Genomic DNA, 19218 nt, shown 5'->3' on the forward strand with positions numbered 1-19218 from the left:
CCGCGACGTACCGGCGGCCCCCGTCGTACCGGATGGACCACTAAAGGGGCGCGGGGAACTGCGCGAAAACGCACGACACACCCGCAGTCATCACGCACCGAACCCCACCACAACCCCTTCACCCCACGTCTCCGCCCCCGCCCACACCCCAAAGCGGACCGCAGGTCACCCGGCGGCGTTGTCCACAGGCCAGGCACCGCCGAACCCGGCGTCGTACGCTGGACACCCCCGGCCCCTGAACCTCGCGGCCGGGCGTTCGTGTTGCCCACCCGGGACGGGATGCCCCTTCATGAGCCTGCACGGTCTGCTCGACGCCGTCGTCAAGGACGCCGCACTCGCGGAAGCGGTGAAGGCCGCCTCCGACGGCAACCGGAGGCATGTCGACCTGGTCGGCCCTCCCGCGGCGCGCCCCTTCGCCGTGGCCGCGCTGGCCCGGGACACCGGCAGGCCCGTACTCGCGGTGACCGCGACGGGACGCGAGGCCGAAGACCTCGCCGCCTCCCTGCGCTCCCTGCTGCCGGCGGACAGCGTCGTGGAGTACCCCTCCTGGGAGACGCTCCCTCACGAGCGGCTGAGCCCGCGCAGCGACACGGTGGGCCGAAGACTGGCCGTGCTCAGACGGCTCGCCCACCCCAGCCAGGACGACCCCGAGACGGGCCCTGTCTCCGTTGTCGTCGCCCCCGTGCGCTCGGTGCTCCAGCCACAGGTCAAGGGCCTTGGCGACCTGGAGCCGGTCGCCCTGCGCACCGGACAGCGGGCCGACCTCGGTGAGATCGTGAGTGCCCTGGCGGCGGCCGCGTACTCTCGGGTGGAGCTGGTCGAGAAGCGCGGGGAGTTCGCCGTGCGCGGCGGCATCCTGGACGTGTTCCCGCCCACCGAGGAACACCCCCTGCGCATCGAGTTCTGGGGCGACGACGTAGAGGAGATCCGCTACTTCAAGGTCGCCGACCAGCGGTCCCTCGAGGTCGCCGAGCACGGTCTGTGGGCCCCGCCCTGCCGTGAGCTGCTGCTCACCGACGACGTGCGCGCACGCGCGCGTGCCCTGGCGGAGGAGCACCCCGAGCTGGGCGAACTGCTCGGCAAGATCGCCGAGGGTATCGCGGTGGAGGGCATGGAGTCGCTGGCCCCCGTCCTGGTCGACGACATGGAGCTGCTGCTCGACGTCCTGCCCGCCGGCGCCATGGCCGTCGTCTGCGACCCCGAGCGGGTGCGCACCCGGGCCGCCGACCTCGTGGCGACCAGCCAGGAGTTCCTGCAGGCGTCCTGGGCGGCCACCGCGGGCGGCGGCGAGGCCCCGATCGATGTCGGCGCGGCCTCCCTGTGGTCGATCGCGGACGTCCGGGAGCGGGCCCGTGAGCTGGGCATGCTGTGGTGGTCCGTGTCGCCGTTCGCGTCGGGCGACGCACTCGACTCCCTGGACGGGGACACGCTCAAGCTGGGCATGCACGCTTCGGAGACCTACCGCGGCGACACGGCCAAGGCGCTCGCCGACACCAAGGGCTGGCTCTCCGGCGGCTGGCGCGCCGTGTTCGTGACGGAGGGCCACGGCCCGGCGTCCCGCACGGTCGAGGTACTGGGCGGCGAGGGCATCGCCGCCCGCCTGGACGCCGACCTCGGACAGCTGTCCCCGTCGGTCGTGCACGTGGCGTGCGGCTCGATCGACTACGGCTTCGTGGACCCGGCCCTCAAGCTCGCCGTCCTCACGGAGACCGACCTCTCCGGCCAGAAGGCCGCCGGACGCGACGGCGCCCGGATGCCTGCCCGCCGCCGCAAGACGATCGACCCGCTGACCCTGGAGGCGGGCGACTACATCGTCCACGAGCAGCACGGAGTGGGCCGCTACATCGAGATGGTGCAGCGCACGGTGCAGGGTGCGACGCGCGAGTACCTGGTGGTGGAGTACGCCCCGGCCAAGCGGGGACAGCCAGGCGACCGGCTCTACATCCCAACCGACCAGCTGGAGCAGATCACCAAGTACGTCGGTGGTGAGGCCCCCACGCTGCACCGCCTGGGCGGCGCCGACTGGACGAAGACGAAGGCGCGCGCGAAGAAGGCGGTCAAGGAGATCGCCGCGGACCTGATCAAGCTGTACAGCGCGCGGATGGCGGCCCCCGGCCACGCGTTCGGCTCGGACACGCCCTGGCAGCGGGAGCTGGAGGACGCGTTCCCGTACGTGGAGACCCCGGATCAGCTCACCACGATCGCCGAGGTCAAGGAGGACATGGAGAAGTCGGTTCCGATGGACCGGCTGATCTGCGGTGACGTGGGGTACGGCAAGACGGAGATCGCGGTCCGTGCCGCATTCAAGGCGGTGCAGGACGGCAAGCAGGTCGCCGTGCTCGTGCCCACCACCCTGCTGGTGCAGCAGCATTTCGGCACGTTCGGCGACCGCTACGCGCAGTTCCCGGTGAACGTGAGGGCGCTGTCCCGCTTCCAGACGGACACGGAGGCCAAGGCGGTCCTGGAGGGTCTGCGTGAGGGCTCGGTGGACGTCGTCATCGGCACGCACCGGCTGTTCTCGTCGGAGACGAAGTTCAAGGACCTCGGCCTGGTCATCGTCGACGAGGAGCAGCGTTTCGGCGTCGAGCACAAGGAGCAGCTGAAGAAGCTGCGCGCGAACGTCGATGTGCTCACCATGTCGGCGACCCCCATCCCGCGCACGCTGGAGATGGCGGTGACGGGCATCCGCGAGATGTCCACGATCACGACCCCGCCGGAGGAGCGGCACCCGGTGCTGACCTTCGTCGGGCCGTACGAGGAGAAGCAGATCGGCGCCGCCATCCGCCGTGAGCTGCTGCGCGAGGGTCAGGTCTTCTACATCCACAACCGGGTGGAGTCGATCGACCGGGCCGCGGCGAGGCTGCGGGAGATCATCCCGGAGGCACGTATCGCCACCGCCCACGGCCAGATGTCGGAGCAGACGCTGGAGCAGGTGGTGGTCGACTTCTGGGAGAAGAAGTACGACGTACTGGTCTCCACGACGATCGTCGAGTCGGGCATCGACATCTCGAACGCGAACACGCTGATCGTGGAGCGCGGCGACAACTTCGGTCTCTCCCAGCTGCACCAGCTGCGCGGACGTGTAGGCCGAGGTCGCGAGCGCGGCTACGCGTATTTCCTGTATCCGCCGGAGAAGCCGCTCACGGAGACCGCCCATGAGCGGCTGGCGACCATCGCCCAGCACACGGAGATGGGCGCGGGCATGTATGTGGCGATGAAGGACCTGGAGATCCGTGGCGCGGGCAATCTGCTCGGCGGCGAGCAGTCGGGTCATATCGCGGGGGTGGGCTTCGACCTGTATGTGCGGATGGTGGGCGAGGCCGTCGCGGACTACCGCGCGTCCCTGGAGGGCGGGGTGGAGGAGGAGCCGCCGCTGGAGGTGAAGATCGAGCTTCCGGTCGACGCGCATGTCCCGCACGACTACGCGCCCGGCGAGCGGCTGCGTCTGCAGGCCTACCGGGCGATCGCCTCCGCCAACACGGAGGAGGACATCAGGGCCGTGCGGGAAGAGCTGGTCGACCGCTACGGCAAGCTTCCTGAGCCGGTGGAGAACCTTCTGCTGGTCGCGGGGCTGCGGATGCTGGCGCGTGCGTGCGGCGTCGGCGAGATCGTCCTGCAGGGCACCAACATCCGCTTCGCCCCGGTGGAGTTGCGGGAGTCCCAGGAGTTGCGGCTCAAGCGCCTCTACCCGGGGACCGTCATCAAGCCGGCGGTCCACCAGGTTCTGGTGCCCCGCCCCAAGACCGCGAAGGTGGGCGGAAAGCCACTGGTGGGTCGGGAGCTGCTGGGCTGGGTCGGGGAGTTCCTGGCCTCGGTCCTGGGCTCGTAGGGCGGCTCGTAAAGCCGCCCCGTACGCGCGCCCGGTGTGCTTCGGTGCACCGGGCGGCGGTGTGTGGGCATGACGTCCGGGCCGCTACCGTGAGAGCGGGGAACCGTTCCTGCCGGGGCGGTTCGAACGAGCGTTACATGCAAGGGGAGGGCGCCGCGTGGTGCGTCTGAGGGGTGGGATCGCCGCCGCTGCTCTGGTCCTGGTCGCGGTGAGCGGCTGCAAGAACGACACGACGGGCTCCGCCGGCCCGCATGCGGACAGTGGACCCTCCGGTTCTGCTGTCTCGACCGTAGGCAACGGCCGGGCCGTGAACCCGCTGGACAATCCGGACGGCACGAAGCCGGGGCTGGCGGCGATCACTTCCACCGCGGACAGGACCAAGGCGCGGTCGTTGATCGAAAAAGTGGCCACGAAGGGACGCGGGCCGAAGACGGGGTACACGAGGGACCAGTTCGGCTACGCCTGGATGGACTCGGCTCCAGGCGGCATCCCCTTTGCTCACAACGGCTGCGACTCGCGGAACGATCTCTTGAAACGCGATGGGGAGAAAGTCCGCTTCCGGGCCGGCTCCGACTGCGTCGTCACCTCCATGACGCTGCAGGATCCGTACACCGGCAAGACCATCGAGTGGACCAAGTCCCACGCCACGACGGTGCAGATAGACCACGTCATGCCGCTGTCGTACGACTGGCAGATGGGTGCCTCCCGCTGGACGAAGGGCAAGCGGGAGGACATCGCCAACGACCCGCTCAACCTGATTCCCGTGGACGGCCCCAGCAATGGCGCCAAGAGCGACTCCGGGCCGGCGACCTGGCTGCCCCCCAACGTGCAGATCCGCTGTTCCTATGCGGTGCGTTTCGCCCAGGTGTCGCTGAAGTACGGCCTTCCCGTGACGGCGGCCGACAAGCAGATGATGCTGAAGCAGTGTGGCGGTTGACAACGACGGACGTGGTCCTGCGGCAGCCGCCTCCGCCTCCTCGGAGAGGGAGGCGGAGGCGGCTGCCGAAAGGGCGAGCGCGGTGAGCGGGGAACTCAGGCCGTGTTCTTCATGGACGCGAGGATCTGCTCCGTCAGCTTCTTGGCCGTTGCCGCCCCGTTGTCATGGCCGGCCGTCGACATCACGGATATGACGTTCTTTCCCGTGCGCGCGGCGATCAGGGTGGTGCCGTTCTGCCAGCCGCTGTCGGTGAGCGTGACGGTGTACGCCTCCTCGCCGAGGCCGGACGTCGCCGTACCGGTCACCTTGACCTTCGTGTGCGTCTGCGAGTCGGTGTAGGCCGTGCACGCCGAAACCACGTCCTGAAGGTCCTTCAGGACGGTTGCCGCTGTCGTCCCGCGGTAGGCGTCGATCTCCTGTGCGATCTCTTCCGAGGTGTCCTTGCTGACGTAGTCGTTCTGCGCGAAGGACACGCCCGACACTCCGGTGGCGTCGATCCAGCCGGTCCCGTCCAGCTTCTCGCAGTCCGGCTTCGCCGACGCGGGAGCGGAGGACTGCTCGGTGAAGGTGTCTCCGGTGTCCTGGGACCCGCTCGGCTCCAGGGCGAAGCCCTTGGCGAAGAACGACGCCGGAGCCAGGGCCTTCTTGAGCTGTGCGCCCGTGGCCAGACCGGCGTCCGGGTCCTGGGACGCGGAGTGCTTCGGCTTCGGCGCGCTGACGGAGGAGCCGGACGAAGTGGAGGAGCAGGCGGCCAGGGTCAGCGCCAGCGGGAGAGCGGTGGTGAGGCCGAGGACGGCGAGTGCGGGGCGACGCATGCGGGTTCCTTGAGATGAGTGACGTGCGGTGAGGTGGGGCGGGGCGGTGGGAGTCACCGCCCCGCCGGGCAGGGCTGGAAATCGCCCCGCCGGGTCGTAGTGAGATGCCGCCCCGCCGGCTATGGCGAGGGGTCAGGACGTCTTCGTCCAGTCGTGGCAGCCCGTGGTCTTGAAGTAGGCGTCGTGCGCGCTGATCGTGACGACGGCGGTTCCGCTGACGTTGTCGTTGGCGTTGATGGAGTCGACACTCTGGAGGGCGTCCTTGGTGCGCTCCCAGTAGCACTTGTCGTCGGTGTTGCCGGTGGACCGGTAGGTGCCGGGGGCGATGTCGGCGCCGACCGCGTACATTCCGCCGTCGCCGGCGACGTTCTTGGCGGTGGGTGTGCCGGACGGCTTTGCCGTGACCGCCTCCCAGTCCTTGCAGCCGGTGGACTTGAAGAGCTTGTCGGTCGCCTTGATCGTCACGTAGCTCGTGCCGGTGACGTTGTCGTTGGCGAGTGTGGAGTCGGTGTCGCCCGAGGCGTCCTTCGCGCGCTCCCAGTAGCACTCGTCGTCGGCGTTGCCGCGCGTACGGTAGGTGCCGGGCTTGATGTCCTTGCCGACTTCGTATTCTCCGTCGCCGCTGAAGGCGACCTTCCTGGCGTCCTGGCTCTTCTCGCCGGAGCCGTTCTTCCCGTTCTTGCCGGACGTGGTTCCGGAGTGCGGTCCCGAGGACGCGGACGTTCCCTTGCCGTCCTTGGACGAATCGCCGCCCGTGTTGGCCGACACCACGCCGATGACGACGATGCCGACCACGGCCCCCAGCGCGATCTTGCCCTTCATACCCATGACGGGTTTCCTCCCCCTGGCAAAGCGACCACCGTTCGGCGGCGGTTCGCTCGTTCGATGAGTCAATGAGACCAGAGGCTGTGAACCGAGTCAACACGGTTCACATCTTTGGTCGTGTACACGGGCGTGAATGGGTGGATCTTGCGCGCATCGGTATGCTCGATGACACATCACAGGGCAGAGGGGAGCCGTGCGGGTGCAGGACAACGAGACAGAGGTGACCGCCGCCGGTATCGCCCGGCTCGCGGGGGTGGGGCGTGCCGCCGTCAGCAACTGGCGCCGGCGTCACAGTGACTTCCCCAAACCGGTCGGCGGCACGGAGACCAGCCCGTCCTTCTCGCTCGGCGAGGTCGAGGACTGGCTGCGCCACCAGGGCAAGCTCGCCGAGGTGCCCCTGCGGGAGCGCGTGTGGCAGCAGCTCGCCGGCCACCCCGACGGGCCCGTCACCGCCCTCGTCCACGTGGGCTGCGTCCTCGTGCTCGTACGCGACCGGCCCACGGTGTGGGCGGAGGCGAGCGCGGGCTCCGACGCCCGCCTCGCGAAACTGCTGCCCACCGCCCTCGAACAGGTGCTGACACCCCGTTTCGGTGTGCTCCGGCGGCCCGCCGCGCCCACCCCCACCTCCGAGCAACTCCTGCCGTCGGCCCCGCTCCTGCGCGGCGCCGCCGGCCTCGCCGCGGAACTGGGCGCCCCGCAGGCGTACGAGTTCCTGCTCGGCCGCCACCTCGACGCGAACCCGCGCCAGTACACGCTCACCCCCGGCGATCTCGCCGCCCTGATGGCCGACCTCGCGGGGGACGCGCGCATCGTCCTGGACCCGGCCTGCGGCACAGGCGCCCTGCTGCGCGCCGTCGCCCCCGTGCCCGATCAGGAGCTCCACGGCCAGGACAGCGACCCCTCGCTCGCCGCGCTGGCGGCGCTGCGGCTCGCCCTGCACACGAAGGCGGCCGTGCGCACCGCCGCGGGCGACAGCCTCAGGGCCGACGCCTTCGACACGCTCAGGGCCGACGCCGTGCTGTGCCACCCGCCGTTCAACGAGCGCAACTGGGGCCATGAGGAACTCGCCTACGACCCACGCTGGGAGTACGGCTTCCCGGCCCGAACCGAGTCCGAACTCGCCTGGGTGCAGCACGCGCTGGCCCGCCTCAGGGACGGCGGCATCGCCGTCCTGCTGATGCCGCCTGCCGCCGCCTCCCGCCGTTCGGGCCGCCGTATCCGCGCCGACCTGCTGCGCCGGGGCGCCCTGCGCGCCGTGATCGCCCTGCCCGCGGGCACGGCACCCCCGTACAACATCCCGCTGCACCTGTGGGTGTTGCACCGCCCCGAAAGGGCACACGCGCACCCTGAGTTGCTGGTCGCGGACGCCGCCGCGGCCCTCTCCGAGGGGCGCGGCGGACCGGACTGGGAGACGGTGCGCTCCGCGGTCCTCGACGCCTGGCGCCCGTTCGCGCGAGACGGCAGCGCACCACAGGTGCCGGGCGTGAGCCGCTCCGTGCCCGTCATCGAGCTTCTGGACGACGACGTCGATCTGGCCCCGGCCCGCCATCTCCCGCCGCCCGCGGCGGGCGGCGGCGCCGAGGAGCTCCCGGCCCTGCGCGCGCGTCTCGACGAGACCCTCCGGCTGACAGCCGATCTGGCCCCGTCCGCGGCCGACCCCGCCGAACAGGCGCGCTGGCCGCTCACCACCGTCGGTGAACTCGCCCGCGGCGGCGCCCTGGTGATGCGCTCCGGCGGACACGGCCCCCACGCGCGCGTGCTCACCGACCAGGACGTCCTCACCGGGACCGCCCCCTCCGGGACCCTGCCCGAGTCCGGGGAGGAACCGGTCCTCGTCGAGGAGGGCGATGTGGTCGTGCCCGTTCTCGGGGGAGGCGCGGCCGCGCGGGTGATCGACCGGTCGACCGCGGGAGCGGCCCTGGGACGCAACCTCACGCTTCTGCGCCCCGATACGGCCGCGCTCGACGCCTGGTTCCTCGCCGGCTTCCTGCGCGGTACCGCCAACAACCGCCAGGCCAGCAGCTACGCCTCCACCGCGACCCGGCTCGATGTGCGCCGCCTCCAGCTGCCCCGGCTGCCGCTCGAGCGGCAGCGCAGCTACGGCGAACGCTTCCGGGCGCTCGCCGCGTTCGAGGACGCCCTGCGCCTCGCGGGCCGCCTGGGCGAACAGCTCGTCCGGGGCCTGCACGACGGCCTGACGGAAGGCACGGTCGCACCGGACTGACGGGCGCGGTCGCACCGGCCTGAGCGGCACAGGCGTACCGGACTGACGGGCACGGGCGCCCCGGACTGAGGAACCCGGCGCGCGAGTTCACGCACCCGCCCCCGGCGCTCGCGGGCGCCGCGCGGCCGGTACGACAACGGTTCGGTACAACCCGTGACCACATGTCGGAGCCGGGTTATACGCTCGGACTCCGACACTCGTCCGTCCGTCCTCACCCGGTCCCAGGAGCAGTCATGTACGGCCACGGCGCGGCGCCGCCCACCCGCACTTCGGGCACGGTCATAACCCTGCGCGTGCTGTTCGCCGCCGCCGGCCTCCTCAGCTGCGGGCTCCTCTCCTGTCTCCCGCTGTTCCGGGTGGCCGTGCTGCGCGGCAAGAGGGCCGACTGGCTCCTGGCCTGGCTCGGCCTGCCGGCGTCCATAATCTGTTTCGCCGTCGTCGGCTCCGTGCCGGAAAGCAATCACGTCGGCGACGTCGCGATGGCCCTCGTACTGATCATGGGTGCGGCGAGCGGCGCCTACTTCCTGGTCTTCGACATACGTCACCACCGGACCCTGCCGCCCACCGGCCCCATGCCGTCAGGGGCCACGGCCTACATGCGGCCCGGGCCGCCGCACGCGGGCTACGGCTACCCCGCCGCGCAGCCGTACGCCACCACGCAGCCCACGCACTCCACGCCGCCCCCGGGGACCCCGCCGCACCCGTACACGCCTGCGCCGCCGCCACCTCAGCCGCAGCATCCGTCGCCCGCCCGCATCGACCAGGTCCGGGCCGAACTCGATGAGCTGAGCGACTATCTGCGCAAGCACGAGGACAACAGGTGAGCGTGGAGACCGGCCGCGTCGTCGCCGACCGCTACGAACTGTCCATGCTCATCGGCCAGGGCGGCATGGGGCAGGTGTGGACGGCGTACGACCAGCGCCTCGACCGGCGCGTGGCGGTCAAACTGCTGCGCCCCGACAGGGTCGCCGGCCAGGAGGCCGACGAGTTGCGCCGCCGTTTCGTGCGGGAGTGCCGGGTGACCGCGCAGGTCGACCACCCTGGCCTGGTGACGGTGCACGACGCGGGCAGCGAGGGCGAGGAGCTGTACCTCGTCATGCAGTACGTCGACGGAGCCGACCTCTCCGACCATCTCGCCGAGCACGAACCGTACCCCTGGCAGTGGACGGTGGCGGTCGCCGCGCAGCTGTGCGCCGTGCTGTCCGCCGTGCACGCCGTGCCGATCATCCACCGGGACCTCAAGCCCCGGAACGTGATGGTCAAGCAGGACGGCACGGTCACCGTCCTCGACCTCGGTGTGGCCTCGGTGATGGACACGGACACCACGCGCCTCACCCACACCGGCTCGCCCATCGGCTCGCCCGCCTACATGGCCCCCGAGCAGGCGATGGGCGGCGCGGTGGGCCCGTACACCGACCTGTACGCGCTCGGTGTGCTCATGCACGAACTCCTCAGCGGCGATGTGCCGTTCACCGGCACCACCGCGCTCGGAGTGCTGCACCGGCACCTCTACGAGCCCCCGGTCCCGGTGCGCCGGCTGCGCCCCGAGGTGCCCGAGGCACTCGAATCGCTCGTGCTGCGGCTGCTCGCCAAGGACCCGCAGCACCGTCCGGCCTCCGCCCAGGAGACGTACGAGCAGCTGCTCCCGCTCCTCCCGGCACGCGGCACGCCCACCGGCTCTCCGCTCGACCCCACACGCCCCTTCCTGCGCCCGCACGCCCCGTGGCCGGACCGCGCGCGAACCCCCGCGCCCCAGCCCCAGGCGCCGTCGGCCCCGGCGGCCGGGAAGCCCGATGTCGCGGGCGCCGTGGACGAGGTCAAGCGGCTGCTCGGCGAAGGCCGGATCACCCAGGCAGTCGACGTGCTGGGCGCGATCCTCCCGGTCGCCGCCGCCCAGCACGGCGAGCACTCACCGGTCGTCCGCACCCTGCGCAAGCAGTACGCGGCCACCCTCATGGACGACGGCCAGTACCGGCGCGCACTGCCCGAACTGCGCCGCCTCGCCGACGAGCGCGCCTCGGAGACCGGCAAGGCCGACCCCCAGTCCCTGCGCTTCCGCTACGACATCGCGCAGTGCCTGGAGCAGCTGGGCGAACCGTCGGCCGCGCTCGCCGAATACCGCGCGCTGCTGCCGTACTACGAGAACCAGTACGTGGCGGGCGACCCGGAACTCGCGCATGACGTCCGCCGCCGCGTCGGCCATCTGCTGCTCGCCCTCGGCGACCGTGCCGCCGCACACGACACCCTCGTCCGGCTGCTGCACGATGTCGAACGCCTGCGCGGCACGGGCCATCCGCTGGCCTCGGACATCCGCCGGACCCTGCAGTGGCTGGGGCGAGTGCGCGGCTGAGGCTCGCGGAAGGCGCCGGCTCTCGCGGCGGCTTGAGAAAGTCTTGATCGATCCGGGGGATTACCTTTTCCGATCATGGGGGCGGCATCCACTAGGTTTCGTCCGCTTGCCTCATACACAGGCATCGCACAGCCATCGCGCACACCATCGCGCACACCATCACGCAGGCCATCACACGGGCCATCACACAGACAAGGGCGGGGACTTCCATGTCGAGCCATCGGCTGTCCAAGAAGCGCAGGTACATCTCCTGGGCCGTGGCAGGCGCCGCCGTGGTCGCCGGAACGGGGATCGCCGCGCAGGCCTCCATGGCGGCCACCACATGGCCGGCCCAGAAGACCTTCACCGGACGCGCCTTCGACACCTGCGCCGCGCCGTCGCTGTCCGCGATGAAGGCCTGGCACGACGGTTTCTACGGCGCCGCCGCCGTGTACGTCGGCGGCAAGAACCGCGGCTGCGCCCAGCCCAACCTCACCGCCTCCTGGGTGAAGTCGGTCAGCTCCCTCGGCTGGAAGCTGATCCCGCTCTACGTCGGCGCCCAGCCGCCCTGCCAGTCCGGCGCCAACCCGGAGAAGCTCACGGCCTCCACCGCGGCCTCGCTCGGCACCAGCGACGCCAACGACGCGGTGGCCAAGGCATCGGCGCTCGGCATGAAGGCCGGCAGCCCGATCTACCTCGACATGGAGGCGTACAACGTCACCGACAAGTCGTGCAACGACGCCGTGCTGACGTACGTACGCGCCTTCGACAAGCAACTGCACGTCAAGACGTACCGCGCGGGCTTCTACGGGTTCACCAGCTCCAGCGCCAAGGCCATCGCGGGCGCCACCGACAAGACCGACCTGCCGGGCAACCTCTGGTACGCGCTGTGGGACCAGCAGAACACCACCACCGCGGACTGGCCCTTCGGCTCCACCCAGTTCACGGCGCACAGCCGCGCCCACCAGTACATGGTCAACAGCAAGGAGACGCACGGCGGTTACACGCTCACCGTGGACCGCGACGCCTGGGACGCGCCGGTGGCCATCACCGGCTGATCGCGAGTCCGGGGCGCGGCGGTGCCCGAAGTCCGCGGGAATCGTTGATTCGAATGGGTTGGCCAGAGCCTGGCCACTGCCTACCATCGATCACCGCAAGACTTTGTGCACCGTCGCACAATCTCCTCGGGAGGCCACCTTGCACCGCCGTCGCACCGCGATCGCCCTCAGTGCCGCCCTGGCCGCGGCCCCCCTGCTCACCGCCTGCGGCGGCGCCGCCCACGCGGGCACCGCGGCCGTCGTGGGAGGGCAGCGGATCACGGTCACCCAACTGGAGGGCCGAGTGAACGAGGTGCGCGCGGCCCAGCGCGCCGCCACGAACGAGGCCCAGTACGAACAAGTGGTCTCCCAGACCGGGGGCCTCACCCGCAACACCCTCCACGCCCTTGTCCTCAACCAGGTCCTGGACCGTGCCGCCGGGGACGCGGGCGTCACCGTCACCCGCAACGAGGTCGAGCAGCTCCGGACCCTGAGGGAACAGCAGGTGGGCGGCGCGGCGGCACTGCAGGCGGCCATGCTGCAGCAGTACCAGGTGGCCCCGCAGCGCCTCGACGACAACCTCCGCACGGATGTGGAGGTCCAGAAGCTGGCCATCGTGCTCGGCGCCGACATGAACACGACCGAGGGCATGGCCGTGTTCTGGAAGGCGATGTCGAAGGCGTCCAAGGAACTCCACGTCGACATCAATCCGCGTTACGGCGCGTGGGACATGGAGAAGAGCAGCCGCGTGGATGCCAGGACGCCATGGATCAAGGAAGTCACCGCGGCGCCGGCGCAGCGGACGGCATAGCGAGAGCTTCGCCCGTCACCGGCCCACCGGCCCCTTGGCAACTTCCGGGGACGTCCGAGGCGTGCGTTACGTTCGAGGGGTGAACGCAAACAGCCCCCGCGAGGACGTCCCGCACACGGTCGGCGCCTCGGACGCGCCCGCAGGCCGCATCGTCCTGCTCACCACCAGCCACCGGGTCGCGCCCGGACTGCTGTCCTGGCCGGCGTGGCAGACGCTGCGCGAAGCCGACCGGGTCCTGTGCGCCGACGGGGCACACCCCCAGCTGCCGTATCTGCGGGAGGCGGGCGTGGCGGTCGTGGAGGACGCCCCCACCGCGCGGGAACTGGTCGACGCCTGCGCCGGCGGGCACACGGTGGTCGTCGTCGCGACGGGCGAGGGGGAGCCGCGCCTGACCGACGGCCTGGCCCGGCTGGCGGGCTCGGGGAGGCTGACCATGCCGGAGCTGGAGCTGCTCCCGGCGTCGTACGACCTCCCGGGCGCCCGGCTGCTCGATCTGGTCCAGGTCATGGACCGTATCCGCGCCGAGTGCCCCTGGTCCTCTCGGCAGACTCACCAGGGCCTGGCCAAGTACGCCATCGAGGAGGCGTATGAACTGGTCGAGGCGATCGAGGCGGGCGACCGTGACGAACTGCGCGAGGAGCTGGGCGACGTCCTGCTCCAGGTCGTCTTCCACTCCCGCATCGCCGAGGAGGACCCGGAGGCTCCCTTTTCCATCGATGACGTGGCGGGCGGCATCGTCGCCAAGCTGATCCACCGCCACCCGCACGTCTTCGGCGACGAGACGGCGCGGACACCGGAGGAGGTCAAGGAGCACTGGCTGCGCACCAAGGCGGTGGAGAAGCAGCGCGAGTCGGCGACCGACGGCGTCCCCCTCGGCCAGCCGGGCCTCGCCCTGGCGGCGAAGCTCGCGTCCCGTGCCCGCACGGCGGGACTCGACGTCCCCCTGCCCCAGGGCGAGGGCATCGGCTATGAACTCCTGACGCTGGCGGCCCGCGCGGAGTCGCAGGGAGTGGACCCGGAAGCAGCGCTGAGAGCCGCGGCCCGCGCCTACAGAGACGCCATAAGAACCGCGGAGGGCCTCTGACGGCGCACGGCAAGGGGCCCGACGGGGCGCGGGGGACCGCGCCCTCGTCGGCGGCGAACCGCGCAACACCCACAGCGGACCCGCAGGTCACCGCATACCCCGGCCCCCGGACCCGCGCGGAGCGCATACCGTCGGGGAGTGACCAACCACCCCGCCTCCGACCACTCCGCCCCCGAACTCTTCACCTGGGAGTTCGCCGCCAACCCCTACCCCGCCTACGCCTGGCTGCGTGAGCACGCCCCCGTGCACCGGACGCGGCTGCCCAGCGGAGTGGAGGCCTGGCTGGTCACCCGGTACGCCGACGCCAAGCAGGCACTCGCCGACCAGCGGCTCAGCAAGAACCCGGCGCATCACGACGAGCCCGCGCACGCCAAGGGCAAGACCGGCATCCCCGGCGAGCGCAAGGCCGAGCTGATGACGCACCTGCTCAACATCGATCCCCCGGACCACACACGGCTGCGCCGCCTCGTCTCCAAGGCGTTCACCCCGCGGCGCGTCGCCGAGTTCTCCCCGCGCGTGCAGGAACTGACCGACCGGCTCATCGACGGCTTCGCGGCCCGTGGCAGCGCGGACCTCATCCACGAGTTCGCCTTCCCGCTTCCCATCTACGCCATCTGCGACATGCTCGGCGTCCCCCGCGAGGACCAGGACGACTTCCGGGACTGGGCGGGCATGATGATCCGGCACGGCGGCGGGCCTCGGGGCGGGGTCGCCCGGTCGGTGAAGAAGATGCGCGGCTATCTGGCCGACCTCATCCACCGCAAGCGCGAGGCCCTGCCCGACGCCCCCACCCCCGGCGAGGACCTCATCTCCGCGCTCATCCGGGCCTCCGACCACGGCGAACACCTCACCGAGAACGAGGCCGCGGCCATGGCCTTCATCCTGCTCTTCGCCGGATTCGAGACCACGGTCAACCTGATCGGCAACGGGACGTACGCCCTGCTCACCCATGCCGAACAGCGCGCCCGGCTCCAGGACTCCCTCGCCCGTGGCGAACGCGGCCTCCTCGAGACCGGCGTCGAGGAACTCCTGCGCTACGACGGCCCTGTCGAACTGGCCACCTGGCGGTTCGCCACACAGCCGCTCACCATCGGCGGTCAGGACATCGCCCCAGGGGACCCGGTACTGGTCGTGCTCGCAGCCGCCGACCGGGATCCGGCGCGGTTCGCCGACCCGGATGTCCTCGACCTCTCCCGCCGGGACAACCAGCACCTGGGATACGGACACGGCATCCACTATTGCCTCGGCGCCCCGCTCGCCCGTCTGGAGGGCCAGACCGCGCTCGCCACGCTGCTCACCCGCCTCCCGGACCTGCGCCTCGCCGTGGAACCGGCCGATCTGCGCTGGCGCGGCGGGCTCATCATGCGTGGACTGCGCACGCTCCCCGTGGAGTTCGCACCGGTGGCGAACACGCCGACGGTCGCAGAAAGCTGACGGCATATCAGTAATGTGATCTTCACGTTATCTACGCTGCATTAACTTGTGACAAGCAGGTGTCTGCGGTTACGTTCACGCAGCAACGCGGCGGCATGCCACAACCGCCACGTTGGCCACTGCTGTCGTGTGAAAGGCAACCGCATGCTCTCCGGGAACGGTCGTCACCGTCGCCCCCGTCAGGCTCCTGCCATCCTCGTCGCGGCAGGAGTGACCGGCTCCGCGATCGCGATCCCACTCCTGGGTGCCACCGGCGCGAGCGCCGCCAGCGGCTCCACGTGGGACCAGGTCGCGCAGTGCGAGAGCGGCGGTTCCTGGAGCGCCGACACCGGAGACGGCCACTACGGCGGGCTCCGGCTGACGTTGCAGGACTGGGACAAGTACGGCGGCCTCGACTACGCCGCCAGCCCCGACCAGGCGAGCCGTTCACAGCAGATCGCCGTCGCCGAGAAGATCCTCGCCGACCGGGGCGTCTCCGCCTGGCCCGGCTGCGGGCGCTCCTCCGGCCTGAACGAGGACTCCGGCTCCGCCGACGTCGTCACGGGCCTCGCGAACGACCTGTCCGGCGGCTCCCGCTCCGGCCATGGCGCGGATTCCGGCTCCGGCATGGACTCCGGCATGGACTCCGGCATCGACTCGGGCCTGTCCGACTCGTCCGGCTCATCCGGCTCGTCCGGTGCATCCGGCTCGCCCAACTCGTCCGACTCGTCTGCTTCGGCGACCCCGGCACCGTCCTCGCCCGCCTCCCCCTCCGGCTCCTCCTCGCCGGACGGAACTCCGGACGGCGCCCAGGCGGGCTCCGGTACCGGCGGCTCCACCGCCCCCGCGACGAAGCACGACGAGTCGGACAAGTCCGGCCGCGACGACTCCTCTTCGGAGGCCGGCGGGGACAAGACGCCGGGCGCCGGACGCCATCGCGGCGGCAGTGCCGAGGATGGCGCCGAGGGCGGCCGTACGGGCGACTTGTCAGGCCGCCATGCCTCCCGTGACTCCGGTGCCGCGCGTGACACGGCCGATGACGCCTACACCGTTCGCCCCGGAGACACCCTGTCGGCCATCGCCGACTCCCTTGACCTCAAGGGCGGATGGGCCGAGCTGTACGAGGCGAACAAGCGAACCGTCGGCGCCGACCCCGACCTCATATTCCCCGGCCAGAGCCTTGCGCTCGACGCCGAGCCGACCCCGGGCCATTCCTGAACTGCTGCCGCGAAGCCGGGAGTTCACGCCCCGCTTCGCGATGAATGTCCGGTTTGGTGAGAGTGAGAGATGAGTCTCATTGGCCCTGATCGTCTTTGGTTTTCGGACGATCGCCTGCTTACGGTCGTCTCGCTCGCCACAGCGGGCCCCAGCGTCGCAACGCCGAATCCTGCCAGCGGCCGCGTGGGAACAGTCGTCGCGTCAAGCGCCGTAGGCAGGAGCGGGGGACCCAAGGTAAGTGCCGCGCCCGGATGATGACCGGGGGCGGCTTGGGGTGGAGCCGCGCACTCATGGGGTGCGCGGCCGGGCAACTCAACCGGCCCGAACCCGACAGCTCACCTCGCAGGCGTCGGTGAGGGGATCGAACCATGCTGTGTTCCGGCAAGGGCAAGCACCGTCGTCCGTCCAAGGCCGTTCGTGCCGTCACGCTCGCCGGCGTCACCGGTGCCGCCGTCGCCGCCCCGCTGCTCGCGGCCGGCAGCGCCTCGGCCGCCACCGCCGCCCAGTGGGACACCGTCGCCCAGTGCGAGTCCGGCGGCAACTGGTCCATCAACACCGGCAATGGCTTCTACGGCGGCCTCCAGTTCACGAACTCCACCTGGGCCGCCTACGGTGGCACCGCCTACGCCTCCCGCGCCGACCTGGCCACCAAGGCGCAGCAGATAACCGTCGCCGAGAAGGTCCTCGCGGGCCAGGGCAAGGGCGCCTGGCCGGTCTGCGGCAGGGGCCTGTCCAGCACCCCGTACACCGGTGCCGCCGCCGCCCCCTCCGCCGCCAAGAAGGCCGCCCCCCGCCCCGCCGAGCAGAAGGCCTCCCGCTCGGCCGCGCGTCCGGCGGCTCCGCACAAGACCGTCACCACCCCGTCCGGTCAGAAGGTCGAGAAGGGCGACGGCGAGTACAAGGTGGTCAAGGGCGACACCCTCAGCGCGATCGCCGAGAAGCACCATGTGCAGGGCGGCTGGAAGAAGCTGTTCGAGCTGAACAAGGACATCATCAAGGACGCCGACCTCATCTTCCCGGGTCAGCAGCTGCACCTGAAGTGACAGGAATCCGGTAGTCCGCTCACAGTGTCCTCCCAGATGTGACCCCCACCGTGGGGGTCACCGTGAGGCCTCCCCGTCCCCACGGGCTCCCCGCTCCGGTGCGCGTTCCCCCCGTACCCACCGGAGCGGGGTCTTTTCGCTTCCGCGACCCGCACTCTTCACCGAGATTTCCCCGGTCTTCCCTCCCTCTTTGTTCCGCTGTGAAACAATGTGGACCGTCACCCTGTCCACGGGACGGTCGGTCGGCCGACCGCCGGTCCGGGGCGGATAGGCTCTAGTCGCAAAGTGCGCCGCACTCTCAGCGTCACATCCAAGAAGGAGATGCTCGTGCCGTCCATCGACGTCGTCGTAGCCCGGGAAATCCTGGACTCCCGAGGTAACCCCACGGTCGAGGTCGAGGTCGGCCTCGACGACGGCAGCACGGGTCGTGCCGCCGTTCCGTCCGGTGCCTCCACCGGCGCCTTCGAGGCCATCGAGCTCCGTGACGGCGACCCCAACCGCTACCAGGGCAAGGGCGTCGAGAAGGCGGTCCTCGCCGTCATCGAGCAGATCGGGCCGGAGCTCGTCGGATACGACGCCACCGAGCAGCGCCTGATCGACCAGGCGATGTTCGACCTGGACGCCACCGACAACAAGGGCTCGCTCGGCGCCAACGCCATCCTCGGCGTCTCCCTCGCCGTCGCCCACGCGGCCTCCGAGGCCAGCGACCTCCCCCTCTTCCGCTACCTGGGCGGCCCGAACGCGCACCTGCTGCCGGTACCCATGATGAACATCCTGAACGGCGGCTCGCACGCCGACTCCAACGTGGACATCCAGGAGTTCATGATCGCCCCGATCGGCGCGGAGTCCTTCTCCGAGGCCCTGCGCTGGGGCACCGAGGTCTACCACACCCTCAAGAAGGTGCTGAAGACCAAGGGTCTTTCCACCGGCCTCGGCGACGAGGGCGGCTTCGCCCCGAACCTCGGCTCCAACCGCGAGGCCCTGGACCTCATCCTCGAGGCCGTCAAGCAGGCCGGGTACGTGCCCGGTGAGCAGGTCGCCCTCGCCCTGGACGTCGCCGCCTCCGAGTTCTACAAGGACGGCAAGTACCTCTTCGAGGGCAAGGAGCGCTCCGCCGCCGAGATGACGGAGTACTACGAGGAGCTCGTCGCGGCCTACCCGCTCGTCTCCATCGAGGACCCGCTGTTCGAGGACGACTGGGCCGGCTGGAAGGTCATCACCGACAAGCTCGGCGACAAGGTCCAGCTCGTCGGCGACGACCTGTTCGTCACCAACCCGGAGCGCCTCGCCCGCGGCATCGAGGAGGGCACCGCCAACGCCCTGCTGGTCAAGGTCAACCAGATCGGCTCGCTGACCGAGACCCTGGACGCCGTCGAGATGGCCCAGCGCAACGGCTTCAAGTGCATGATGTCCCACCGCTCCGGCGAGACCGAGGACGTCACCATCGCTGACCTGGCCGTCGCCACCAACTGCGGCCAGATCAAGACCGGTGCCCCGGCCCGCTCCGAGCGCGTCGCCAAGTACAACCAGCTGCTGCGCATCGAGGAGATCCTCGACGACGCCGCGGTCTACGCCGGCCGCAGCGCGTTCCCGCGCTTCAAGGGCTGAGCAAGACCGAAGCGAGGCTGAGCAAGGCCGAACAGGGCTGAGAGC

Annotated in this window: 14 protein-coding genes and 1 riboswitch; of the genes, 12 read left to right on the forward strand and 2 right to left on the reverse strand. The window is 70.7% G+C overall.

Annotation, left to right across the window (positions count from 1 at the left end; translation table 11 throughout):
- Window positions 1-289: 289 nt before the first annotated feature.
- On the forward strand, window positions 290-3829 hold the full coding sequence (mfd, locus tag ABZ845_RS07565; protein WP_360974197.1) for a transcription-repair coupling factor: 3540 nt from the start codon (window positions 290-292) through the stop codon (window positions 3827-3829).
- A gap of 157 nt (window positions 3830-3986) precedes the next feature.
- A complete protein-coding gene (locus ABZ845_RS07570; RefSeq protein ID WP_360974200.1) occupies window positions 3987-4766 on the forward strand; it encodes an HNH endonuclease family protein in 780 nt (259 codons plus the stop codon).
- Between the two features lie 95 nt (window positions 4767-4861).
- Here ABZ845_RS07570 and ABZ845_RS07575 read toward each other — a convergent pair whose 3' ends face one another.
- Together ABZ845_RS07575 and ABZ845_RS07580 are read right to left on the reverse strand one after the other, a co-directional pair.
- A complete protein-coding gene (locus ABZ845_RS07575) occupies window positions 4862-5581 on the reverse strand; it encodes a hypothetical protein (protein WP_360974203.1) in 720 nt (239 codons plus the stop codon).
- Between the two features lie 132 nt (window positions 5582-5713).
- Entirely contained in the window at window positions 5714-6409 is a 696-nt protein-coding gene (locus tag ABZ845_RS07580) for a hypothetical protein (RefSeq protein WP_360974206.1), read from the reverse strand.
- A gap of 196 nt (window positions 6410-6605) precedes the next feature.
- Here ABZ845_RS07580 and ABZ845_RS07585 point away from each other — a divergent pair, with 196 nt between their 5' ends.
- From ABZ845_RS07585 to eno, 10 genes are all read left to right on the forward strand, one after another.
- Entirely contained in the window at window positions 6606-8630 is a 2025-nt protein-coding gene (locus ABZ845_RS07585; RefSeq protein ID WP_360974209.1) for an N-6 DNA methylase, read from the forward strand.
- A 233-nt stretch (window positions 8631-8863) separates the two neighbouring features.
- Window positions 8864-9454, forward strand: a complete 591-nt coding sequence (locus ABZ845_RS07590) for a hypothetical protein (RefSeq protein ID WP_360974212.1) — start codon at window positions 8864-8866, stop codon at window positions 9452-9454.
- Window positions 9455-9498: 44 nt separating this feature from the next.
- Window positions 9499-10980 (forward strand): protein kinase, encoded by a 1482-nt coding sequence (locus ABZ845_RS07595; RefSeq protein WP_360974457.1) that lies wholly within the window; start codon window positions 9499-9501, stop codon window positions 10978-10980.
- A gap of 209 nt (window positions 10981-11189) precedes the next feature.
- Window positions 11190-12017 carry a glycoside hydrolase domain-containing protein gene (locus ABZ845_RS07600; protein WP_360974215.1) on the forward strand — a complete coding sequence of 276 codons (828 nt, stop codon included), beginning with the start codon at window positions 11190-11192 and terminating at the stop codon, window positions 12015-12017.
- Window positions 12018-12156: 139 nt separating this feature from the next.
- The gene (locus ABZ845_RS07605; protein ID WP_360974218.1) at window positions 12157-12807 is read left to right on the forward strand and encodes a SurA N-terminal domain-containing protein; all 651 of its coding nucleotides are present in this window, start codon (window positions 12157-12159) and stop codon (window positions 12805-12807) included.
- 79 nt (window positions 12808-12886) lie between these two features.
- Window positions 12887-13891, forward strand: a complete 1005-nt coding sequence (locus tag ABZ845_RS07610) for a nucleoside triphosphate pyrophosphohydrolase (protein ID WP_360974221.1) — start codon at window positions 12887-12889, stop codon at window positions 13889-13891.
- Between the two features lie 138 nt (window positions 13892-14029).
- Window positions 14030-15325, forward strand: coding sequence for a cytochrome P450 (locus ABZ845_RS07615; RefSeq protein ID WP_360974223.1), 1296 nt, complete (start codon window positions 14030-14032; stop codon window positions 15323-15325).
- Between the two features lie 144 nt (window positions 15326-15469).
- Window positions 15470-16522, forward strand: a complete 1053-nt coding sequence (locus ABZ845_RS07620) for a transglycosylase family protein (RefSeq protein WP_360974226.1) — start codon at window positions 15470-15472, stop codon at window positions 16520-16522.
- Window positions 16523-16718: 196 nt separating this feature from the next.
- A riboswitch (cyclic di-AMP (ydaO/yuaA leader) is annotated at window positions 16719-16886 on the forward strand.
- A 4-nt stretch (window positions 16887-16890) separates the two neighbouring features.
- Complete coding sequence (locus tag ABZ845_RS07625; RefSeq protein WP_360974230.1) at window positions 16891-17565, forward strand: transglycosylase family protein; 675 nt, start codon at window positions 16891-16893, stop codon at window positions 17563-17565.
- A 321-nt stretch (window positions 17566-17886) separates the two neighbouring features.
- Window positions 17887-19173 carry a phosphopyruvate hydratase gene (eno, locus tag ABZ845_RS07630; protein ID WP_360974460.1) on the forward strand — a complete coding sequence of 429 codons (1287 nt, stop codon included), beginning with the start codon at window positions 17887-17889 and terminating at the stop codon, window positions 19171-19173.
- Window positions 19174-19218: the final 45 nt, after the last annotated feature.

It is taken from the genome of Streptomyces sp. NPDC047022 (assembly GCF_040644155.1).
Classification (GTDB): domain Bacteria; phylum Actinomycetota; class Actinomycetes; order Streptomycetales; family Streptomycetaceae; genus Streptomyces.

Bases quoted from the DNA above. Each gene is read 5' to 3' on its own strand.
- mfd (WP_360974197.1), top strand. From the start codon at position 290: ATGAGCCTGCACGGTCTGCTCGACGCCGTCGTCAAGGACGCCGCACTC.
- ABZ845_RS07575 (WP_360974203.1), bottom strand. From the start codon at position 5,581: ATGCGTCGCCCCGCACTCGCCGTCCTCGGCCTCACCACCGCTCTCCCG.
- ABZ845_RS07580 (WP_360974206.1), bottom strand. From the start codon at position 6,409: ATGGGTATGAAGGGCAAGATCGCGCTGGGGGCCGTGGTCGGCATCGTC.
- ABZ845_RS07590 (WP_360974212.1), top strand. From the start codon at position 8,864: ATGTACGGCCACGGCGCGGCGCCGCCCACCCGCACTTCGGGCACGGTC.
- ABZ845_RS07595 (WP_360974457.1), top strand. From the start codon at position 9,499: ATGCTCATCGGCCAGGGCGGCATGGGGCAGGTGTGGACGGCGTACGAC.
- ABZ845_RS07600 (WP_360974215.1), top strand. From the start codon at position 11,190: ATGTCGAGCCATCGGCTGTCCAAGAAGCGCAGGTACATCTCCTGGGCC.
- ABZ845_RS07620 (WP_360974226.1), top strand. From the start codon at position 15,470: ATGCTCTCCGGGAACGGTCGTCACCGTCGCCCCCGTCAGGCTCCTGCC.
- ABZ845_RS07625 (WP_360974230.1), top strand. From the start codon at position 16,891: ATGCTGTGTTCCGGCAAGGGCAAGCACCGTCGTCCGTCCAAGGCCGTT.
- eno (WP_360974460.1), top strand. From the start codon at position 17,887: ATGCTCGTGCCGTCCATCGACGTCGTCGTAGCCCGGGAAATCCTGGAC.